22 protein-coding genes are annotated in these 20,630 nt (G+C 65.8%); 10 read left to right on the forward strand and 12 right to left on the reverse strand.

All coding sequences use genetic code 11. The features are described 5' to 3' along the window. Nucleotides 1-151 precede the first annotated feature (151 nt). Genes P0Y64_14730 through purM form a run of 4 tightly spaced genes read right to left on the reverse strand, consistent with a single transcriptional unit; the run spans nucleotide 152 to nucleotide 2,781 of the window. Nucleotides 152-739 (reverse strand): hypothetical protein, encoded by a 588-nt coding sequence (locus P0Y64_14730; protein ID WEK42622.1) that lies wholly within the window; start codon nucleotides 737-739, stop codon nucleotides 152-154. Next, nucleotides 736-1,107, reverse strand: coding sequence for an MmcQ/YjbR family DNA-binding protein (locus P0Y64_14735; protein ID WEK42623.1), 372 nt, complete (start codon nucleotides 1,105-1,107; stop codon nucleotides 736-738). The genes P0Y64_14730 and P0Y64_14735 overlap by 4 nt, the downstream gene beginning before the upstream one ends. Then, complete coding sequence (purN, locus tag P0Y64_14740; GenBank protein ID WEK42624.1) at nucleotides 1,104-1,667, reverse strand: phosphoribosylglycinamide formyltransferase; 564 nt, start codon at nucleotides 1,665-1,667, stop codon at nucleotides 1,104-1,106. Before purN ends, P0Y64_14735 begins: the two co-directional genes overlap by 4 nt. Nucleotides 1,668-1,677: 10 nt before the next feature. Then, nucleotides 1,678-2,781 carry a phosphoribosylformylglycinamidine cyclo-ligase gene (gene purM / locus P0Y64_14745; protein ID WEK42625.1) on the reverse strand — a complete coding sequence of 368 codons (1,104 nt, stop codon included), beginning with the start codon at nucleotides 2,779-2,781 and terminating at the stop codon, nucleotides 1,678-1,680. Nucleotides 2,782-2,845: 64 nt separating this feature from the next. Between purM and P0Y64_14750 the strand changes: the two genes are divergently transcribed. Genes P0Y64_14750 through P0Y64_14765 form a run of 4 tightly spaced genes read left to right on the forward strand, consistent with a single transcriptional unit; the run spans nucleotide 2,846 to nucleotide 8,335 of the window. Next, nucleotides 2,846-4,078 carry a heavy-metal-associated domain-containing protein gene (locus tag P0Y64_14750; GenBank protein WEK42626.1) on the forward strand — a complete coding sequence of 411 codons (1,233 nt, stop codon included), beginning with the start codon at nucleotides 2,846-2,848 and terminating at the stop codon, nucleotides 4,076-4,078. Further along, nucleotides 4,075-4,698, forward strand: coding sequence for a DnaA/Hda family protein (locus tag P0Y64_14755; GenBank protein WEK42627.1), 624 nt, complete (start codon nucleotides 4,075-4,077; stop codon nucleotides 4,696-4,698). The genes P0Y64_14750 and P0Y64_14755 overlap by 4 nt, the downstream gene beginning before the upstream one ends. Continuing rightward, nucleotides 4,695-6,872 (forward strand): RNA degradosome polyphosphate kinase, encoded by a 2,178-nt coding sequence (locus P0Y64_14760; GenBank protein ID WEK42628.1) that lies wholly within the window; start codon nucleotides 4,695-4,697, stop codon nucleotides 6,870-6,872. The genes P0Y64_14755 and P0Y64_14760 overlap by 4 nt, the downstream gene beginning before the upstream one ends. A gap of 11 nt (nucleotides 6,873-6,883) precedes the next feature. Beyond that, nucleotides 6,884-8,335 (forward strand): Ppx/GppA family phosphatase, encoded by a 1,452-nt coding sequence (locus P0Y64_14765; protein ID WEK42629.1) that lies wholly within the window; start codon nucleotides 6,884-6,886, stop codon nucleotides 8,333-8,335. A 6-nt stretch (nucleotides 8,336-8,341) separates the two neighbouring features. Here P0Y64_14765 and P0Y64_14770 read toward each other — a convergent pair whose 3' ends face one another. Together P0Y64_14770 and rnd are read right to left on the reverse strand one after the other, a co-directional pair. Continuing rightward, nucleotides 8,342-8,629 (reverse strand): I78 family peptidase inhibitor, encoded by a 288-nt coding sequence (locus tag P0Y64_14770; protein ID WEK42630.1) that lies wholly within the window; start codon nucleotides 8,627-8,629, stop codon nucleotides 8,342-8,344. Continuing rightward, nucleotides 8,626-9,804: a ribonuclease D gene (gene rnd / locus P0Y64_14775; protein WEK42631.1), complete on the reverse strand. Its 1,179-nt coding sequence runs from the start codon at nucleotides 9,802-9,804 to the stop codon at nucleotides 8,626-8,628. Before rnd ends, P0Y64_14770 begins: the two co-directional genes overlap by 4 nt. 138 nt (nucleotides 9,805-9,942) lie before the next feature. Between rnd and aspS the strand changes: the two genes are divergently transcribed. From aspS to P0Y64_14790, 3 genes are all read left to right on the forward strand, one after another. Beyond that, nucleotides 9,943-11,763: an aspartate--tRNA ligase gene (gene aspS / locus P0Y64_14780; protein WEK42632.1), complete on the forward strand. Its 1,821-nt coding sequence runs from the start codon at nucleotides 9,943-9,945 to the stop codon at nucleotides 11,761-11,763. Between the two features lie 72 nt (nucleotides 11,764-11,835). Beyond that, complete coding sequence (locus P0Y64_14785; protein ID WEK42633.1) at nucleotides 11,836-12,441, forward strand: NAD(P)H-binding protein; 606 nt, start codon at nucleotides 11,836-11,838, stop codon at nucleotides 12,439-12,441. A gap of 31 nt (nucleotides 12,442-12,472) precedes the next feature. After that, nucleotides 12,473-13,243: a polyphosphate kinase gene (locus P0Y64_14790; protein WEK42634.1), complete on the forward strand. Its 771-nt coding sequence runs from the start codon at nucleotides 12,473-12,475 to the stop codon at nucleotides 13,241-13,243. A 60-nt stretch (nucleotides 13,244-13,303) separates the two neighbouring features. Here the strand turns inward: P0Y64_14790 and P0Y64_14795 are convergent, their stop codons facing one another. After that, a complete protein-coding gene (locus P0Y64_14795; protein WEK42635.1) occupies nucleotides 13,304-13,933 on the reverse strand; it encodes a carbonic anhydrase in 630 nt (209 codons plus the stop codon). A gap of 54 nt (nucleotides 13,934-13,987) precedes the next feature. On the opposite strand from P0Y64_14795, the gene lipA reads away from it, so the two are divergent. Then, entirely contained in the window at nucleotides 13,988-14,905 is a 918-nt protein-coding gene (gene lipA, locus P0Y64_14800) for a lipoyl synthase (GenBank protein ID WEK42636.1), read from the forward strand. Continuing rightward, entirely contained in the window at nucleotides 14,892-15,377 is a 486-nt protein-coding gene (locus P0Y64_14805; protein WEK42637.1) for a type II toxin-antitoxin system RatA family toxin, read from the forward strand. Before lipA ends, P0Y64_14805 begins: the two co-directional genes overlap by 14 nt. Here P0Y64_14805 and P0Y64_14810 read toward each other — a convergent pair. From P0Y64_14810 to P0Y64_14820, 3 genes are read right to left on the reverse strand one after another with little or no spacing between them, the layout of a single operon-like run. Next, nucleotides 15,311-15,841 carry a CinA family protein gene (locus P0Y64_14810; protein WEK42638.1) on the reverse strand — a complete coding sequence of 177 codons (531 nt, stop codon included), beginning with the start codon at nucleotides 15,839-15,841 and terminating at the stop codon, nucleotides 15,311-15,313. The genes P0Y64_14805 and P0Y64_14810 overlap by 67 nt on opposite strands. Continuing rightward, complete coding sequence (locus tag P0Y64_14815) at nucleotides 15,838-16,362, reverse strand: hypothetical protein (GenBank protein WEK42639.1); 525 nt, start codon at nucleotides 16,360-16,362, stop codon at nucleotides 15,838-15,840. The genes P0Y64_14810 and P0Y64_14815 overlap by 4 nt, the downstream gene beginning before the upstream one ends. Further along, nucleotides 16,359-17,483: a bifunctional 2-C-methyl-D-erythritol 4-phosphate cytidylyltransferase/2-C-methyl-D-erythritol 2,4-cyclodiphosphate synthase gene (locus tag P0Y64_14820; protein ID WEK42640.1), complete on the reverse strand. Its 1,125-nt coding sequence runs from the start codon at nucleotides 17,481-17,483 to the stop codon at nucleotides 16,359-16,361. The genes P0Y64_14815 and P0Y64_14820 overlap by 4 nt, the downstream gene beginning before the upstream one ends. Nucleotides 17,484-17,752: 269 nt before the next feature. Here P0Y64_14820 and P0Y64_14825 point away from each other — a divergent pair, with 269 nt between their 5' ends. Beyond that, nucleotides 17,753-19,042 carry an MFS transporter gene (locus P0Y64_14825; GenBank protein WEK42641.1) on the forward strand — a complete coding sequence of 430 codons (1,290 nt, stop codon included), beginning with the start codon at nucleotides 17,753-17,755 and terminating at the stop codon, nucleotides 19,040-19,042. On the opposite strand, the gene rsmD is transcribed toward P0Y64_14825, so the two are convergent. Together rsmD and P0Y64_14835 are read right to left on the reverse strand one after the other, a co-directional pair. Then, on the reverse strand, nucleotides 19,039-19,578 hold the full coding sequence (rsmD, locus tag P0Y64_14830; protein ID WEK42642.1) for a 16S rRNA (guanine(966)-N(2))-methyltransferase RsmD: 540 nt from the start codon (nucleotides 19,576-19,578) through the stop codon (nucleotides 19,039-19,041). The genes P0Y64_14825 and rsmD overlap by 4 nt on opposite strands. After that, nucleotides 19,575-20,603, reverse strand: coding sequence for a pseudouridine synthase (locus P0Y64_14835; protein WEK42643.1), 1,029 nt, complete (start codon nucleotides 20,601-20,603; stop codon nucleotides 19,575-19,577). Before P0Y64_14835 ends, rsmD begins: the two co-directional genes overlap by 4 nt. Nucleotides 20,604-20,630 lie beyond the last annotated feature (27 nt).

The following is a 20,630-nucleotide window of genomic DNA, read 5'->3' on the forward strand; positions in this document are numbered from 1 at the left end:
CCGAGCTCGTTTGCCCATCATTTTCAGGCATGTTGCGGCGCCAGCCATTCGTTGCCTTCATCCCTTCAAGTCGGGAGGATTTCTGGCTTCGAGCCGCGAAATTCGTGCTTCAGGCGCTGCGTCGATAACGCCGGCTATTGATGTGAAGGCGCTATTTCTTCGGCTGTTTGCGCTGCCATGCGCCATCCAGCGCAGCGGGCGAGGTGCTGCGCGAGGTAAGTGCGAGGCCGGTCAGCACCAGCTTGCGACCGCGCAGGAAACGGCCTTCGGTGCGCCACAATATGTCGTAACGCGCGGTTTCAGTGCGGCTCTTGTCGCCATCCCACCAACTCGCGGAGATGAGCACCGGGAGGCGGCCCGCGTGCGCATCGCTGTCGTCGATCGCCGTCAGCAGAGCATCGGCGAACCAGTCACTCGAGATCCTGGGGCCGGGGAGCGCATCCTGTTGCGCGACACCCAGCGTCTTCGGGAAGGAAACCGTCGCGGCGCTGAAATTGCGGTCGCCATCGGCCAGCGCGAGCGCCCGTCCACCATCCGTCACCTTGCCGATCAGCGTTACGACGCCGTGCGCGCGATCCGCGCTAGCCACCTGCGCGGCACGGGCCGCATCATCCGCGCGACGACCGGACCAGTTGAGATAGAGCGTGCCGGCCCCGATCAACATGCCAACTACGGCGACCAACTCGGCCAGCGTGATCCAGCGACGGCGGGTGGCGGCCTGATCGGCGGTTTCGCTCATCGACCACCCATCTCCAGCAAACGGCGCGGCGCGACGAGTTCCCAGCTCCGCGCGATCCGGTCCCCAACGCGATCCCAGTCGGTATCCGCGCGGTTCAGCCGCATCGCCACCCAGCCGGAAGGCCCAAGATAGGCGGGGCGGAAATAGAAATCGGGATCCATTTCGATCAGCATCGCCTGCTCCTCGCGATCGGAGGTTTTGACGATCACCACGGTCTCACCGTCGCCGTGATGATCGTGCCAGAAATAGGCGAAGAATTTGCCTTTTTCGATATAAAATCCCGGCGCGCCGTGGCTCGGTCGTTCCGCCGATGCGGGCAGCGCCAGCGCGATTTCGCGGACGCGAGCCAGCAGCGGCTCGATGGTCATCTGGTCAGCCATTCCGTCAGGACGCGCGGATAAAGCTGATGTTCCTCCGCCAGAACGCGCGCGGCCAGCGCGTCCGCGTTGTCGCCGGGAAGAATTGGCACGCGCACCTGCCCCAGCACCTCGCCACCATCGAGTTCCTCGGTGACGACATGGACCGAGCAGCCCGCTTCGGCATCCCCCGCCGCGATGGCGCGGCCATGCGTATCCAGCCCCTTATATTTTGGCAGGAGCGAAGGATGGATGTTGACGATCCGCCCGCGCCAACCGGAGACGAATTCGTCCGAAAGCAACCGCATATAGCCCGCGAGCGCGATAAATTCCGCGCCGGATGCTTTCAACGCGGCATCCAGCGCGGCTTCATAAGCCGGCTTGCCGATCCCCTTGGGCGAAAGCGCGAAGGTGGGGATACCATGCTCCCGCGCCCATGCGAGGCCGGCGGCGTCCGGCCGATCGGAGGCAATAACAACCACCTGATAGGCATCGCCTGCTGCCTTCACCAGCGATTGCATATTCGATCCGCGCCCGGAAACGAGGATCGCGACCTTTGCCGGGTTGCTCATGCCCGATAGCTCATGCGTGATGCGTCGCGGTCCATGCCGCGCGCGCGCTCCATGTCTCAGCGCCCCCGCGCACGGTGCATCCCCGTTCCCCGGCCTCGATCGCGCCGATGCGGAAGACGGTTTCGCCCGCCGCCTCAAGCTCCGCGGTGACCGCGTCCGCCGCGTCGGCCGCGACGATCGCCACCATGCCGATGCCGCAGTTGAACGTGCGTGCCATTTCCTCTGGCTCGATCGAGCCCTGCGATTGCAGGAAGGCCATCAGGCGCGGCTGTGGCCACGCATCGGCGTCGACAATTGCGTGGCGACCGTCGGGCAGGACGCGCGGGATATTCTCCAGCAGGCCGCCGCCGGTGATATGTGCCAGCCCCTTGATGCGCCGCGCCCGCAGCAGCGGCAGCAGGCTTTTCACATAGATGCGCGTCGGCGCCATCAGCGTGTCGATCAGCAGCCGGTCCTGATCGAACAGCGCGGGGCGATCGAGCCGCCAGCCCTTGTCCGCCGCGAGCCGGCGCACCAACGAAAAGCCATTCGAATGGACTCCGGAGGAAGCCAGGCCGAGAATCACGTCGCCCGGCGCAATTTCAGTGCCGGTCAGCACCGCCGATCGCTCCACGGCACCGACGCAGAAGCCGGCGAGGTCATAATCCCCCTCGGCATACATGCCGGGCATTTCCGCCGTCTCGCCGCCGATCAAGGCGCAACCGGCGACCCGGCAGCCCTCGGCAATCGAGGCGACAACCTGTTCGGCCACCACATTATCGAGCCGGCCGGTGGCATAATAATCGAGGAAGAAAAGCGGCTCCGCGCCCTGCACGATCAGATCGTTGGCGCACATCGCGACGAGATCGATGCCGACGCCTTCGTGGCGATCATGCTCGATCGCGAGCTTCAGCTTGGTGCCGACGCCATCATTGGCCGCGACAAGCAGCGGATCCTGAAACCCGGCCGCGCGCAGATCGAAAAATCCGCCAAAGCCGCCCAGATCCGCGTCAGCCCCCGGTCGCCGCGTTGCGCGGGCGAGGGGAGCGATGGCACGAACCAGCGCATTTCCGCCGGCGATGGAAACGCCCGCGTCGGCGTAGGTATAAGGCGCACTGCCACGATCTTGGGTCATGTCGAGCGCGACTAGACATATCTCGCTTGGATTTCCACGCCTGCTTCGCCAAAAGGCGACCAAGATGCGTCTTCGTCCGATTTTCCTCGCTTCCGCCATTGGCGTGCTGCTTCTCGGCACCGGCATCGGCATCGCACAGATCGAAGGCGGCGACCGCGGGGTCGCGCCAGTCGACAGTTCATCCGATTTCGAGGTGAGCGGTGTGCAGGTCGATGTCTCCGCGAAGGATGCGGATAGCGCGCGATATGGCGGCTGGCGGCTGGCGCAGCGCAAGGCGTGGGTGCAGCTTTCGCAGCGGCTGGGTGCCGGCGGTGGCCTGGTTTCGGATAGCGCGCTCGATTCGCTCGTTTCCGGTATCGTCGTCGAAAACGAACAGATCGGGCCGAACCGCTATATCGCGCGGCTGGGAGTATTGTTCGATCGTGCGCGGGCCAGCGCGATGCTCGGCGTCAGCAATTATGTAAGCCGATCGGCGCCGATGGTGGTGATCCCGGTTATCTGGTCAGGCGGAGTCGCTACCGCGTTCGAGCAACGGACGCCGTGGCAAGAGGCCTGGGCGCGCTACCGGACCGGCGGAAGTACGGTGGATTATATCCGCCCCGTCGGCACCGGGCCCGATCCGCTGCTGCTCAATTACGGCCAGACGCAGCGGCCCGGCCGAGGCTGGTGGCGCTCGGTGCTCAATCAATATGGCGGCAGCGATGTGCTGATCCCGACCGTGCGGCTTTACCGGCAATGGCCGGGCGGCCCGATCGTCGGCGTGTTTCAGGCGCGTGGTGGGCCGGACAACCGCCTGTTCGGGCAGTTCGCGCTTCGCGTCAGCGGGCCGAGCGGCCTTTCGCAATTGCTGGATGCGGGGGTGAAGCGGCTCGACGATCTGTATCAGTCCGCATCGCGCAACGGCCTGCTGCGTAGCGATCCGGGGCTGGCTTACGTGCCTCCCGTGGAGGCTACGACGGACGTGGTGACCCCAGACGACACCTTGCCGGTCGAAAACGCGACTACCGCCAGCACCATGATCTCGGTTCAGTTCGATTCGCCCGGCGCCGGCGCCGTGAACAGCACGGAAGCAGCTATGCGCGCTGTGCCGGGGGTCTCCACCGCCGTTACCTCCAGCCTCGCGCTGGGCGGAGTCTCGGTGATGAGCGTGGCCTATGGCGGCACGCCTGACGCTTTCCGCGCGGCGTTGCAGTCACGCGGCTGGCAGGTGTTCGGATCCGGCGCGACGATTCGTATCCGCCGCGCGCCACAATTGCTCCCGCCCGACGTGGCTGCGGACAACGTGACCGCCGGATGACACAGATCGCGCTGCCGCTGGAGTGGCCCGCCGATCCGCGCGACGAGGAGTTTTTGGTGACGCCCTCGAACGCTCGCGCCGCGCATATGGTGGAGCATTGGGGCGCATGGCCGGTGATGACCGCGCTGTTGACCGGCCCGCGCAAATCGGGGCGCAGCCTGCTCGCGCGCATCTTCGCCTCCAAGAGCGGGGGCACGATCATCGATGACGCGGAAAAGCGATCGGAGACGGAGCTGTTCCACGCCTGGAACCGCGCGCAGGCGGAGCGCAAGCCGCTGCTGATCGTCGCGGATGCGGCGCCACCGGAATGGCGCATCAAGCTGCCCGATCTCAATTCTCGTCTCGGCGCCTCGCCGATCGCGGCGATCGGCGCACCCGATGACGAGTTGATGCACGCCTTGCTGGAGCGACAGTTCCTGCGTCGCGGGCTGGATGCGCGGCCGGATCTGGTCGACTGGCTCGTCACGCGGATCGAGCGTAGTCATATCGCTGTCATGCGAACGGTCGATGCGCTGGATCAGGAGGTGCTGGAGCGCCGCAAGCGGTTGTCGATCCCGCTCGCGCGTACCACGCTTGCCGCCGCCGCCCTGATCCCGCCTCCGTCGACGGACATCGAATGACCCGCCCAGCCCATATCGCCGCCAGCATCAAGGACGACGACGATCCGTTCGAGCCGAGCGCATCTGGCCGTTACTTCAATCGCGAGCTTTCATGGCTGGCGTTCAACCGGCGCGTGCTGGAAGAGGCATGCAATCCGGCGCATCCGCTGCTGGAACGGCTGCGGTTCCTGTCGATTTCGGGATCGAACCTCGACGAATTCTTCATGGTCCGCGTCGCCGGGCTGAAGGGGCAGCAACTGCTGGAGGTGGAGGCACGGTCGGCCGATGGGCTTACCCCCACACAACAGCTCACGGCGATTACAGATACCGCCGATAAGTTGCTGATGGATCAGGAAAACGTGTGGCGCGATATCCGCCACGCACTCGCCGACACGGGGCTTCAGGTGCTCGGGTCGAGCAGGGTCGACGCGGCGCTTTCGCTTGACGAGATCGGCTGGCTTGAAACGCATTTCCGGGAGCAATTGCTGCCGGTGCTCACCCCACAGGCGCTAGATCCCGCGCATCCATTCCCGTTCATGCCCAACAAGGGGCTGGCGGTGATGTTCGATCTCATGCGGCTTTCCGATGACGAGCCGATCCGCGAACTGGTGATGCTGCCCGCGTCGATGCGCCGCTTCGTCCGCCTGCCGGGCGAGAAGGCGCGCTATGTCGCGATCGAATCGATCGTGAAGCGTTTCTCGCCGGTGCTGTTTCCGGGATATCGCGTTGAGGGCGCGGCGGAATTCCGCGTGTTGCGCGACAGCGATATCGAGATCGAGGAAGAGGCGGAGGATCTCGTTCGCTATTTCGCCAACGCGATCAAGCGGCGTCGTCGCGGGCGCGTGATCCGGCTGGAGCTGGAAACGGGGATGCCCGAGGCGCTGGAAACCGTGTTGCGTGGGGAATTGGGCGGCGGCGGCGCGCTCGTCACCGAGAGCGGCTCGTTCCTCGGCATCGGCGATCTCGATCAATTATATGAGGAGGATCGCCCCGATCTGAAATTCCCGCCCTTCACTCCACGCTTTCCCGAGCGCATCCGGGAGTTCGGTGGCGATTGTTTCGCGGCGATCCGATCGAAGGACATCGTCGTCCACCATCCCTATGAAACGTTCGACGTCGTGCTTGCTTTCCTGAAGCAGGCGGCGGCGGACCCGGACGTGGTGGCGATCAAGCAGACGCTCTATCGCGCGGGCAAGCAATCGGCGGTGATTAACGCGCTGATCGCGGCGGCGGAGGCGGGCAAATCGGTTACGGCGGTGGTCGAGCTGAAAGCGCGGTTCGACGAAGAGCAGAATTTGATGTGGGCCAACGCGCTGGAACGTGCGGGCGTACAGGTGGTCTATGGCTTCATCGATTGGAAAACCCACGCCAAGATTTCGGTGGTGGTGCGGCGTGAGGGCGGTCAGTTCCGTACTTACTGCCATTTCGGCACCGGCAATTATCATCCGATCACCGCGCGCATCTATACCGATCTGAGTTTCTTCACCGCCGATCCGCGCATCGGCCGCGATGCGGGACAAGTGTTCAACTACATCACCGGCTATGTCGAGCCACGCGGCATGGAGTTGCTCGTCATCTCCCCGCGCGGCCTGCGTGATCGGCTGATCGAACTGATCGACGGCGAGATTGCCCATGCCCGCGCCGGGCGACCGGCGGCGATCTGGGCAAAGATGAACAGCGTCGTCGATCCAGCGATCATCGAGAAACTCTATGAGGCGAGCGGCGCGGGCGTGGAGATCGATCTGGTCGTCCGCGGCATTTGCTGCCTGCGGCCCAAGGTGCCGGGGATGTCCGACAATATCCGCGTGAAATCGGTGGTCGGGCGTTTTCTGGAGCACAGCCGGATCGCCTGCTTCGGCAATGGTGCGGCGCTGCCCAATGACGGTGCGCATGTGCTGATATCCTCGGCGGACTGGATGCCGCGCAACTTCGATCGCCGGGTCGAATATATGCTGCCGCTAACCAACGAGACGGTGCACGATCAGGTGCTCGATCAGGTGATGGTCGCGAATCTGATCGATGACGAACAGAGCTGGGAACTGGAATCGGATGGTAGCTATGTGCGACTCGAACCGGGCGACAAGCCGTTCAACCTCCACCGCTATTTCATGACGAACCCGTCGCTTTCGGGCCGTGGCGCCGCGCTGGCGGAGGGTGGTGAGGTGCCCACTTTGTCGTTGCGCCGGCAACGCTGAAGGGGCGGAAGATGGCCGCGCCGCGCACGGCGATCATCGACATCGGATCGAATTCGATCCGTCTGGTCGTCTATCAAGGGCCGGCGCGTCTGCCGGCGACCTTGTTCAACGAAAAAGTGTTGGCCGGGCTGGGGCGGAGCCTCGTCCAGACCGGCGCCATCGACGCGGAGGCGATGGCAGCGGCGGAGACCGCGCTTGAGCGTTTCGCGGCGCTGGCGCGCGAAATGCGTTGCGACACTGTGCGCACCGTCGCGACCGCCGCCGCGCGGGACGCGGTGAACGGTGGCGAGTTGCTCGCGATCGCCCGGCGCGCCGGATTGAGCGTGGAATTGCTCTCCGGCACGCTGGAGGCGCGCGCGGCGGGCCATGGCGTGCTTTCCGCGATTCCACAGGCGGATGGCATCGTTGGCGATCTCGGCGGCGGTAGCCTCGAACTGGTGCGGGTGAAGAACGGCGAGATCAAGCAACATGCGTCTTTCCCGTTGGGCGTGCTCAGGATCGCGGCATTGAGAGACAAGGGCGGTCTTGATCGCAAGGTCGGGCGGCTGCTGCGCGAGGCTGGCTGGGGTGGTGCGGGCCGTGGACTTCCGCTCTATCTGGTCGGTGGATCGTGGCGCGCGCTGGCGCGGCTGGACATGGATCGCACGCATTATCCGCTGCCGATCATTCATGAATATGCCATGTCGGCGGAGACGATCGCTCGGTTGGGGCGGACGATTTCGCACCTTCCCAAAGGGCGGTTAAAAGCGGTTCCGGGGCTTTCTTCGGGGCGTATTCCGACGCTGGGTGATGCCGCGGCGGTGCTGGCGTCGCTGCTCAAGCACCTGAAAAGCAAAGAAACGATCGTCTCGGCTTATGGCCTGCGCGAAGGTCTGCTTTACAGCGCACTCGACGAGCGAACCCGCGCGCAGGATCCGCTGGTGGTTGCCACTCGTGATGAAGGACGACGTGCGGGCCGCTTCCCCGAACACGGCGATCTGTTGCACGATTGGATCGCCCCGCTTTTCGCGGACGAGGCGCCTGCCGATGTCCGGCTCCGCCACGCCGCATGCCAGCTTGCCGATGTCGGATGGCGCGCGAACCCGGAATTTCGCGCCGAGCGCGGGATGGAGATCGGGCTCCACGGCAATTGGGTCGGAGTGGATGCGCGTGGCCGCGCGATGATGGCGCAAGCCTTGTGGACGGGGCTTGGCGGCAGCGTCGCGAGCCCGTCGCCACTGCCGGCGCTGGCGAGCGACGAGGATCTGCGTCGCGCGCTTGGCTGGGGGCTCGCCATGCGGCTGGGGCAGCGCCTCTCGGGCGGCCTGGCGGGGCCGTTGCAGCGCTCGCGCCTGTCGATCGACGCCCGTGCGTTGACGCTCGATCTCGATCCGTCGGATCGCAGCCTCTACGGTGAGGCCGTGATCAAGAGGCACAATGCGCTGGCGACGGCGCTCGGCCGCGCGCCGATCATCACTGGCTGAGCAAGATCAACCGCAATTGACGCTGGCGATCCTGTTACGTTCGCCGATCATGATGTTGAGCCGGTCGATCCGATAATCCATCGTTGCAGGCTGGCCAGGATAGAGCACGCGGACGCTCCGCGCGCCCGACGCGCGCCGGGCCTGCCGCGAAAGCGCCGGCCGGAACGGCATGCCGATGAAGCGCTGCGCCGGGCCCGCGCGGCATTCGCGCGCCGGCCCCGGCATGGCGGGGCGATCGTCGACACAGCCGGCGAGCGCGATCATCGGCAGCGCGGCAAACAGGGCCTTGTTCATGCGGCAGTCCCCTCGGTTCGCGTCATCTTGAGCTTGCCGCCCTGAACCGCAAAGCCGAGTCGTCCCTCGACCAGATCAAGCGCGTCATGCCCGAATTGATCGTAGCGCCAGCCCGCGAGGATGGCGAGACCGTCGCGCTGCCCGGCGGCCAGCGCCTCCAGTTCCTCGCCACGCGCGAGAAGGCGCGGTGCGACGTCGATATCGCGAGCCCGGATTTTGAGCAGCAGCTTCAGCAGATCGGCGACCAGCGATCCTTCCTTGCCCAGCCCCGGCTTACGATCGTCGCGCGGCGGCATTTCGCTCGCGGGCATCGGCTCGGCCTCCGCGATCGCCGTCATCAGCCGCTTGCCAATGTCATTTGAGGCCCAGGTGGCGGAGAGCCCGCGGACTTTTGACAGATCCGCCTGCTTCTTCGGCGGATGGCCGGCGAGATCGGCGAGCGTCTCGTCCTTCACGATGCGGCCGCGCGGCAGATCCTTGCCGCGTGCCTCAAGCTCGCGCCAGCGCGCGATCGCCTTCAGCCGCCCCAACACTTCGGGTTTGCGACCGGAGATGCGGACGCGCTTCCACGCAAGATCGGGATCGTTGGCATAATTCGCCGGATCGGCGAGTCGCTCCATCTCCTGATCGAGCCACGCGCCGCGCCCGGTCTTGCGCAGCCGTTCCAGCATCCGCGGGAAGATGTTCGACAAATGGGTGACGTCGCCGATCGCATAATCGACCTGGCGCTGATCGAGCGGACGACGCGACCAATCGGTGAAGCGGGCGCCCTTGTCGATCTGGATGCCGAGCCAGCTATCGACCAGATTCGAATAACCGATCTGCTCGCCCTGACCGAGCGCCATCGCCGCGACCTGCGTGTCGAACAGCGGATAGGGCGTCTTGCCGGTAAGGTTGTAGATGATCTCGATGTCCTGCCCACCGGCGTGGAACACCTTCAACACCTCGTCATTGTCGACCAGCAGTTCGAGCAGCGGCGCCATATCGAGCCCCGGCGCTTTGGGATCGATCGCGGCGGCTTCCTCCGTATCGGCGATCTGGATCAGGCACAGCTCGGGCCAATAGGTGCTTTCTCGCATGAATTCAGTGTCGACGCAGATGAAGGGGGCGTCAGCGAGGCGCGCGCAAAGGTTTGCGAGCGTCGCGTTATCGGTGATCAGCGGATGAACATGCATAAGTCGCGCCCCATAGCTCTACGCGGGCGCCTTGACAAAGCGGGGATGTAAGGGGAGGGCGCGGACTTCCGCACGACCGGCAGAAGGGAAGGGCAACAAAGCCCTCTCACGCAAGGTCAGGAACCGAGACAAGAGAATATGCACGCCTATCGCACGCACACCTGCGCCCAGCTTTCCGCCGCCAATGTCGGGGAGACCGTTCGCCTTTCCGGCTGGGTCCACCGCAAGCGCGATCACGGCGGCGTGTTGTTCGTCGACCTGCGCGATCATTACGGCATCACCCAGATCGTCGCGGACAGCGATTCGCCGGCGCTTGGCCTGCTCGAGTCGCTGCGCGTCGAATCGGTCGTGACGATCGACGGGACGGTGAAGAAGCGTTCCGACGCGACGATCAATCCGAACCTCGCGACCGGCGAGATCGAGATTTTCGCCAATGTTGCGACCGTCCAGTCGCTGGCGCAGGAACTGCCCATGCCGGTGGCTGGCGAAGCGGAATATCCGGAGGAAATCCGGCTGCGCTACCGCTTCCTCGATCTGCGTCGCGAGAAGCTGCACGCCAATATCATGCTGCGCTCCTCCGTGATCGCATCGATCCGCAAGCGGATGATCGATCAGGGTTTCACCGAATTCCAGACGCCGATCCTCACCGCGTCCAGCCCCGAAGGCGCGCGCGACTATCTCGTCCCCAGCCGCGTTCATCCGGGCAAGTTCTACGCGCTTCCGCAAGCGCCGCAGATGTTCAAGCAGCTGATGATGGTCGCGGGCTTCGATCGTTATTTCCAGATCGCGCCATGCTTCCGCGACGAGGACGCGCGCGCCGATCGTAGCCCGGGCGAATTCTACCAGCTCGATTTCGAGATGAGCTACGTCACGCAGGAAGACGTGTTCGCCGCGATCGAGCCGGTACTGCACGGCGTGTTCACCGAATTCGCGAATTGGCAGGGCAAGGGGCGCACCGTCAGCTCGCTGCCGTTCAAGCGCATCCCGTATCGCGAATCGATGCTGAAATACGGCAACGACAAGCCTGACCTGCGCAATCCGATCCTGATTTCCGACGTGTCCGATCACTTCGTCGGCTCCGGCTTCGGCCGGTTCGCGTCGATCGTCGAGGCGGGTGACGTGGTGCGCGCGATCCCGGCGCCGAAAACCGCGGAGAAGAGCCGCAAGTTCTTCGACGATATGAATGGCTGGGCGCAGGCCGAAGGGTTCGCTGGCCTTGGCTATGCAACCCGCAAGGGCGGCGAATGGGGCGGCCCGATCGCCAAGAACCATGGCGAGGACAAGATGTCCGCGATGGCGGATCAGCTCGGCCTCGGCCCGGACGACGGCATCTTCTTCGCCGCCGGCAAGGAAGCGCAGGCGGCCAAACTTGCGGGCCTTGCGCGCACGCGCGTCGCCGAGCAGCTTGAGCTGATCGACCAGAGCCGGTTCGAATTCTGCTGGATCGTCGATTTCCCGATGTTCGAATATGACGAGGACGCGAAGAAGGTCGATTTCAGCCACAACCCGTTCAGCATGCCGCAGGGTGAGCTGGAGGCGCTGGAAACGATGAACCCGCTCGATATCCTCGCTTACCAATACGATATCGTCTGCAACGGCGTGGAGCTGTCCTCGGGCGCGATCCGGAATCATCGCCCGGAGATCATGTACAAGGCGTTCGAGATCGCAGGCTACAGCCAGCAGGACGTCGATACGAACTTCGCCGGCATGATAAACGCGTTCAAGTTCGGCGCGCCGCCGCACGGCGGCTCAGCGCCCGGCATCGACCGGATCGTCATGCTGCTCGCCGATCAGCCGAACATCCGCGAGGTGATCGTCTTCCCGATGACGCAGAAGGCCGAAGATCTGATGATGGGTGCGCCCAGCTTCGTTTCGGCGAAACAGCTCCGTGAGCTGAACCTGCGTTCCACGGCGGAAGGTGTCGATGTGAACAAGGCCGTCGCGCCGAACGCGAGCTGAACTCGATCGGGCGCGTCTTTCGGTTGCGGACCTCACCGCCTATCTTCTGCCGATACGGCAAGGAGAATGGCGATGAGAGTTGCGGTTCTGGGCGCGTCCGGGCGCGCGGGTTCGGAAATTGTCGGGGAGCTGGCGCGGCGCGGCGTGGATGTGCTCGCGATCGCGCGTCATCCGGGCGCGCCGGCGGATCGCGTGACGTGGCTCGCGCTGGATGTTGCGGATCGCGACGCGCTGGTGAAGTCGCTCGCGACGCAGGACGCCGTGGTGAGCGCGATGCGCTTCGCCGATACCGATGCACCGGCGCTGATCGCCGCCGTTAAGGCGGCGGGCGTGCCCAGGATGCTGCTCGTCGGTGGTGCGGCGAGCCTTGAGACTGAGCCGGGAAAGCGGTTGTTCGACTCGCCGGGTTTCCCCGATGCCTTTCGCGTGGAGGCCGGGGCCGGCATCGCTTTTCTCGATGCGCTAAAGGCCAGCGAGCTGCCGGACTGGGTGTTCATCTCGCCCGCGATCAATTTCGAAGATGGCCCGCGCCGCGGCGAATATCGCATCGGCAAGGATCAGCCGTTGTTCGGGGCGGATGGCCGCAGCGTGATCAGCTTCGCCGATTTCGCGATCGCCATGGCCGATGAAGTGGAGCGCCCTGCGCACCATCGCGAACGCTTTACCGTGGGATATTGAGCCCGGCCGGTTTTCCCGGCACTCTGGCGAGATGATCGATCTCGCCGATTATGAGCGGGGAAAGCTCTATAAGGGTGATTACCGTCGCGATCTCACCCGCTTGCAGAAGCGGCTGGACCGGATTCTCGTCGCGCATATCGTTCATGAGCGACCGGCGGTGATCATGCTCGAAGGATGGGATGCGGCCGGGAAGGGCGGGATCATCCAGCGACTCGTCGCCACATGGGACCCGCGCCATTTCGAGGTCTATCCGATCTCGGCGCCGACAGTGGAGGAGAAGGCGCATCCCTTCCTGTGGCGATTCCGCACCAGATTGCCCGCGCCGGGCGACATCACCGTGTTCGATCGTAGCTGGTACGGGCGCGTGCTGGTCGAACGGGTCGAGGGCTTCGCGACGCGGGCGGAATGGAAACGCAGCTACGGCCAGATCAACGAATTCGAGACGCGGCTGATCGACGCCGGCACCACGTTGGTGAAGCTGTTCGTGCATGTCGGGCAGAAGGAGCAGGACAAGCGTTTGCAGGACCGGATCGACGATCCCTGGAAGCGCTGGAAGACCGGGCTGGAGGATTATCGCAATCGCGCCAAGCGCGCCGCCTATCTGGAGGCGATGCACGAAATGTTCGAGCGCACCGATACAGGCATCGCGCCGTGGCATGTGATCGACGGCAACGACAAGAAAGCGGCGCGGATCGCGGCGCTTACCGTGGTGGCGGACACGCTGGCCGCGAACGTGCCGATGGCCCCCCCGCCGCTCGATCCCGAACTGGCCCGTATCGCGCACGAAGCGCTGGCTCGTTGACCGGCCCCGCCCGTTCGCGTCGTCTAGCCGGCGCGAACGGGCGAAACGGATCGGGCGCGATCAGGCGGGCGCGAACTCGCCGTTTTCGCCCATCACCCAGAGCACGCCGCCGCGGATCGAGAACCACGCGCCATGCAGGCGCAGGCGCCCCTCGGCCTCCGCCTCCCGCACGCAGGGGAAGCTGCGCAGATTGCCGAGGCTGACGCGCACCGTTTCCAGCTCAAGCTGATGCGCCGCTTCGTCGCCATCGCCATATTCGGCGACGATGCGATCACGCGCCTCGTCCAGCATGTCGATCCAGCGTGCGATGAAGCCGCCTTCGCCGGGCTTGGCATTGTCGAAGCGATGGGTGAGCGACGCATGGACGCCGCCGCATGAGCCGTGGCCCATGATGACGATATCCTCGACCTTGAGCTGAGTCACCGCGAACTCCAGCGCCGCGGAAACGCCGTGCCGCCCGCCGCCCAGCTCGAACGGCGGAACGAGATTGGAAATGTTGCGGATGACGAAGATCTCGCCCGGCGAAACGTCGAAAACGGTGGCGGGATCGGTGCGGCTGTCGGAACAGGCGATCACCATCACCTTGGGGCTTTGACCCTCCGATAATTCCGCCCATCGATCCCGCTGTTCGATCAATCCATGTTCGCGGAAACGCCGATATCCGGCGACGAGATCGGTAAAGTGAGTCATGGCGCGCGTCTTATCGCGTTGTTTCGCGCGTGTGCAGTCGCTATCTGCGCTCCCATGAACGAAATGACGCCCGTCGCCGCGCCGCGCCAGCGCAAGCCTGACTGGATTCGCGTGAAGGCGCCGACCTCCATCGGTTTCGCCGAAACGAAGCAGCTTATGCGCCGCCTGAACCTCGCCACCGTATGTGAGGAAGCGGCCTGCCCGAACATCGGCGAATGCTGGACGAAGAAGCACGCGACGGTGATGATCCTGGGCGACACCTGCACGCGGGCCTGCGCCTTCTGCAACGTGAAGACGGGGATGCCCCGCGCGGTCGATCAGCAGGAGCCTGAGCATGTTGCGGTGGCCGCCGCTGAACTGGGGCTTGAGCATATCGTCATCACCTCCGTCGATCGCGATGATCTGCCGGATGGCGGCGCATCGCATTTCGTGAAGGTGATCCAGGCGCTGCGCCGCAATACGCCGAACACGACGATCGAGATCCTGACCCCCGATTTCCGCAACAAGGCGCAGGCCGCGGTCGAGTCGATCGTTGAGGCGGGACCGGACGTTTACAACCACAATCTCGAAACCGTCCCCCGGCTCTATCCGACGATCCGGCCGGGCGCGCGCTATTATGCGTCGCTGCGCCTGCTGGAGAGCGTGAAGCGGCACGATCCGTCGATCTTCACCAAATCCGGCGTGATGCTCGGCCTGGGTGAGGAGCGGCTCGAAGTGCATCAGGTGATGGACGACATGCGTTCCGCCGACATCGATTTCCTGACGATGGGGCAATATCTCCAGCCCACGCCGCGCCACGCCAAGGTCGCGGATTTCGTCACCCCCAAGGCGTTCGATGCCTATGCCGCGATCGCGCGGGCGAAGGGCTTCCTGCTGGTCGCGAGTTCGCCGCTGACCCGTTCGAGCTATCACGCCGGCGACGATTTCGCGAAGATGAGGGCGGCGCGCGAGGCGCAGCTTGCCAAAGCATAAGGAAACCCGCCGGCTGCCCTATACCTCCGCGCAGATGTTCGATCTGGTCGCGGACGTGGAGCGCTATGCCGAGTTCCTGCCGTGGGTGATCGCGATGCGCGTGCGCAGCGATACGCCGGAGGAAACGATCGCGGACATGATCGTCGGCTTCAAGGGGCTGCGCGAAACCTTCACCTCACGCGTGGTGAAAGAGCCGTCGAGCGCGGTGCACGTCGACTATGTCGACGGGCCGCTCAAGTTTCTCCACAATGATTGGGGGTTCCGCCCCGATGGCGACGGTTGCTTCGTCGATTTCTCGGTCGATTTCGCGTTCAAGAACCGCGTGTTCGAGATGATGGCGGGGCAGGTCTTCGCGGCTGCGCTCCGCCGGATGATCGGCGCGTTCGAGGAACGCGCGCGGGTGCTTTACGGCTCGAGCGGGGCTTCCGACGTGGACGGCATCAGCAGGTCGAGCGCACACAGCGCGGCCTGAAGCCGGACGCCGCCGCGCCCGATATCGCCGAACTGGTGCTTGTCGGCGACCACGTCCGACGGATCGCCGCCACGCTCTGCGCGAGCGAATACGACGGTGCCGACCGGCTTCTTTTCCGATCCGCCGCCTGGACCCGCGACGCCGGTGATCGCCACCGCGACATCGGCCCGAGTCACCTCCAGCGCACCCTGCGCCATGCTCCATGCGACGGCGATCGATACCGCGCCGAACGTCTCGATTACGTCGTTGCTGACGTGAAGCAGCGAGAGCTTGGCATCGTTCGAATAAGTGACGAGGCTCGCCTCCAGCACGTCGGACGAGCCGGGAATTTCGGTGAGCGCGGCGGCGACAAGGCCGCCGGTGCAGCTTTCCGCCACGGCGATGCGGCGCCCGATGGCGCGATTCGCCTCGACCACGCGGGTGGCGGCGGCGACAAGCTCGGGGGGAAGTACGCTATCGGTCATTGGGACACCGCCGCACATACCGGAAGGTCGGGAACAACGGCAACCTGCTTCCCGCGAACCTTTCGCGCTTTCAGATATTGCAGCGTCGCGACGATGATCCCGGCGGTGTTGCGCGCGGGCAGCGGCTCCAGCAGCGTAACCAGCCGATCGATCGTCGGGCAGTCGGCCGACTGAACGCGCCCGACGATCTGCGGCGCGAAGATCGAGGTGAGCAGCGGGCGGGCGTAATCCGACTGGAGAAGCGCATCGACCGCCGGGTCGCTGAGCTTGACGATGGCGGCGCGCGCGGTCGGCCACGCCGCATCGGCGGCGGCTTCATAGCGCGCGAGGAACGCGCTGCTCGGGCGTCGCACAAGGCTCGCGGGGGGCAGGGTGGTGCAGATGCGCCCGGTCTCGCGAATGATGTCCGGCATGGCGACGAGCGCGATCGCCTCCGCGTCGTTGGCGGTGAGGCACGGCGTTTGTGCGCTGGCGACGGTGGGCATGGCGATAAGCGCGAGCAGCGCGGCGAGGCGCTTCACAGCACCGCTCCCGGCAATGTCGCGGTGACGACCGCCTGTGCCGCAATGCCTTCTCCGCGCCCCGTGAAGCCAAGGTGTTCGGTGGTCGTCGCTTTCACGCTGACACGATCGGACGACAGGCCGAGAAGTTCCGCGATTCGCGCGCGAATCGTCTCGCGATGCGGCCCGATCTTCGGCGCTTCGCAGATCAGCGTCAGATCGACGAAGGTGACGCGGCCACCGCGCGCATGGAGCAGCGATAGCGCGTGACGCAGGAACTGGCCGGACTCCGCCCCGCGCCATTGCGGATCGCTCGGCGGGAAGTGCATCCCGATATCCCCGGCCGCGATCGTGCCGAGCACCGCATCGGTGATGGCGTGAAGCGCAACGTCCGCGTCGCTATGACCCGACAGGCCCTGATGGTGCGGGATCAGCACGCCGCCCAGCCATAATTGCGCGCCATCGACGAGGCGGTGTACGTCGAAGCCCAGCGCTGAACGCGTCTCCACGCCCAGCCGCGCTTCGGCGGCGGCGATGTCGCCCGGATAGGTGATCTTTTCCAGCATCGGATCGCCCTGCACCAGCGCCACCGATCCGCCAAGCGCGCGAACCATCTGCGCGTCGTCCGTGGCCTCGCCGCCCGCCCAGGCGCCGTGCGCCGCGAGGAGACGATCGAAGCGAAACGCCTGTGGCGTCTGAACGCGATGGAGCGATTCGCGGGGGACGGTCGCGCCATCATCGTTCACCAGCGTGTCGATCACCGGGAGTACCGGCACCGCGCCATCATGCGTGTCGAGCGCGGCGATCAGCCGGCCGATCACCTCGGCGGGGAGGAACGGGCGTGCCGCATCGTGCACCAATACGCGATCGGCCCCGGATAGCGCCGCCAGCCCGGCCGCGACCGACTCGCGACGCGTCGCGCCGCCGATGACGTAACGCGCGCCGGGCAGGGCATGTTCGAACAGCGCTTCCTGGCCGCCGCCGATCACCACCAGCACCTCGTCGATAAGCGGGTGACGCCTGAGCGCATCATGGCTCCAGGCGAGCATCGCCCGGCCCGCGATGGCGGCATATTGCTTCGGCAGGGCAGCGCCGGTGCGCTCCCCCTTGCCGGCGGCGACGATCAACGCGGCGGTGCTCATGGCGCGGGCCATTAGGCCGCCCGCGCGCGGCGGGCAATGGACTGACGGTGGCGGAGAAAATCCGGGGCGGCCAGACAGGGGGAAGGCCGCCCCGTAGTTCAGGGAACGGCCGGGAAAAAAGGGAGAACCCGGCCAAGTCGACGTCGAGGGGACGTCGTCGACGGTTTGTTGGCTAGAACCGTGATGTTGCGGAAATGTGTCGGGGCCGGACAATCGTGTTTCCGTCGCGAAATGTTGACGCATCGGCGATCAGCGGAGATGGAAGGCGGATGACATCGGCCGCATCGACCCGTCGCATCCTGATCGCCAGCCTCGTCGGCACGACAGTCGAATTCTATGATTTCTACATTTACGCGACTGCGGCTGCGCTGGTGTTCGGCCCGTTGTTCTTTCCCGCCGAAAGCGCCTCGGTGCAGTTGCTTTCTTCCTATGCGAGCCTTGCGGTGGCGTTCGTTGCCCGGCCGGTGGGGGCTTGGGTGTTCGGCCATTATGGCGATCGGATCGGGCGGAAATCGACGCTGGTCGCCTCGCTGATGCTGATGGGCGCCTCCACGCTCGCGATCGCGTTTCTGCCGACCTATGCGACGATCGGCTGGTGGGCGCCGCTGCTGCTCTGCGTGTTGCGCTTCGGACAGGGCTTCGGGCTCGGCGGCGAATGGGGTGGTGCGGCGCTGCTCGCGGTGGAGAATGCGCCGCCGGGATGGCGCGGGCGATATGGCATGGTGCCCCAGCTTGGCGCGCCGCTGGGTTTCATCGCGGCCAACGGATTGTTCCTCGCGCTCGGCCTGACGATGACATCAGCCGATTTCATGGCGTGGGGCTGGCGCGTGCCATTCCTGCTCTCGGTCGTACTGGTGGGGCTTGGCCTGTGGGTGCGGCTGCGCATCGCGGAGACGCCGGCTTTCTCTCAGATGCTCGAAGAGGGGCCGCCGCCGGCGGTGCCGATGGGCGAATTGCTGCGCGATCACTGGCGCATGGCGCTGGGCGGTACGTTCGGCGCGATCGCCTGTTTCGCGGTTTATTACATCGCGACCGCCTTTGCGCTCGGTTACGCGACGACCACGCTGGGGATCGACCGGCAGACGTTTCTCGGGCTTCAGCTCGGCGCGATCCTGTTCATGGCGCTGGGCATCGTTCTGTCCGGCGTTTGGGCGGACCGGACCTCGCCGGGGAACGTGCTGACCTGGGGCTGCGTCGGCGCGATCCTCGCGGGGTTCCTGCTGGTGCCGGGCCTTGGTTCGGGCGCGCTGGGATCGATCTTCGCCGCGCTTGCCTTTGCGTTGCTGGTGATGGGATTCGTCTATGGCCCGCTCGGCGCATGGCTGCCGGGGCTGTTCCCGGCGCGCGTGCGCTATACCGGCGTCAGCCTCGCGTTCAACATGGCCGGGATCATCGGCGGCGGGCTGACCCCGGTCGCGGCGCAATGGCTGTCGCAGCGTGGCGGCGGGCTGGCCTCGGTCGGCATGTACCTGGCCGTCGCCTCGCTGATGAGCCTTGTCGCGCTGCTCGCGCTGCGCCCGCGACGCGGGGTGGCGCCGATGGTGGTCGAAGGCCCCTAGGCGGGGCGAAGCAGCGTCAGCCGCGCGCGGCCATGCGTGCGATCCGCGTCGATCGTGAAGCCGGTGACGTTCACCGGCTCGTTATACGCCGTTTCGATGCTGATCCACGTCCCCGCGCCAACCCAGCCGAGCCGGGCCAGCCGATCGAGCGCGACATTGCCCGCGCCCGTGCCATAGGGCGGATCCATCATGATCAGATCGAGCGGCGCGGTCGCCGGGCCGAGCCCGATCGCGGAGGCCGCGCGGACATCGGCATTGGCCGCGCCGAGCTTGGCGATATTCGCCCGCAGCGCATCGAGCGCCGGCTTGTCCTGTTCCACGAACAGGCAGCGCGCCGCACCGCGTGAAAGCGCCTCCAGCCCGAGCGCACCTGATCCGGCGAAGAGATCCGCGACCGCCAGCCCCTCGAAACTGCCGATCCGGCTGGTGAGCATCGAGAAAAGCGCCTCTCGCGTGCGATCGGCGGTGGGGCGGGTGGCGTCTCCCTTCGGCGCGACGAGCGGGCGTCCACGCCACTGGCCTGCGATGATCCTCATTTGCGTGGCCTCTTCGGCCCGGTAGGCGGCTTGGGTCTGGCCCAGCCGGCCTTGCGCTGTGGCGGGCGTGCGGGGCGGCCGGTTGGGGGCGTGACGGGCGGCTCTGCCCCTTCGCGCGCTTTCGCGGGGGCCGGGGCCTTGTTTGCGCCGGGTGCTGCTACGGGCGTCGTAGCCGGTCGCGGCGCGCGGGGAGCGCCGGCAACGGGCGCGCGGCGCGGTCGGCGCGGTGCCGGCGCTGACAGGGAAGAGACCGCTATCGCACCAAGCTGCTGCCCCTTGTGATCCAGCGAATGGCGGAACGCGGCAAGATCGTTCGGGCGCACCTCGCCGATGCTGCCGACCGGCATCTCCCCGAGAATGAACGGGCCATAACGGATGCGGATCAACCGACTGACCTCCAGCCCGAGATGTTCGAGCACGCGGCGTACTTCGCGATTCTTGCCTTCGGTGAGGATCATCTCGATCCACACGTTGGCGCCGGTGCGCCGCTCGATATTGGCGTCGATCGAGCCGTAGCGGATGCCCTCGATCTCCACACCCTCGATCAGCGATTCGAGTTGCGGCTGGGAGACCTGGCCATAGGCGCGCGCGCGATAGGCGCGCTGCACCCCGGTCGCGGGAAGCTCGAGCTGTCGCTTCAACTCACCGTCGTTGGTCATCAGCAGCAGCCCTTCGGTGCTGTAATCGAGCCGGCCGACCGGCATCAGCCGGGGCAGATCCTTCGGCATCCGGTCATAGATTGTCGGGCGGCCACGGGGATCACGCTCGGTGGTGAGCACGCCGGCCGGCTTATGGAAGATAAACAGCCGCGCCGGGGGCGGGGCGGCCTCGACCGGCTGATCATCGACGGTCACGCCGTCGAGCGATGCGAGCAGGGTCGCGGGGGTTTCGATGATCACGCCGTCCTTCGCGACGCGGCCCTCCTCGATCATGCGTTCGACCTCGCGTCGCGATGCGACGCCGGCGCGCGCAAGGAGCTTGGCGATGCGGTGAGTGGGGTGCTGGTCTGACGGATGGCTCGGCATGACGCGGCTGATACATTGCTTGCGTTG

It is taken from the genome of Candidatus Sphingomonas colombiensis, from assembly GCA_029202845.1.
Classification (GTDB): Bacteria; Pseudomonadota; Alphaproteobacteria; order Sphingomonadales; family Sphingomonadaceae; genus Sphingomonas; species Sphingomonas colombiensis.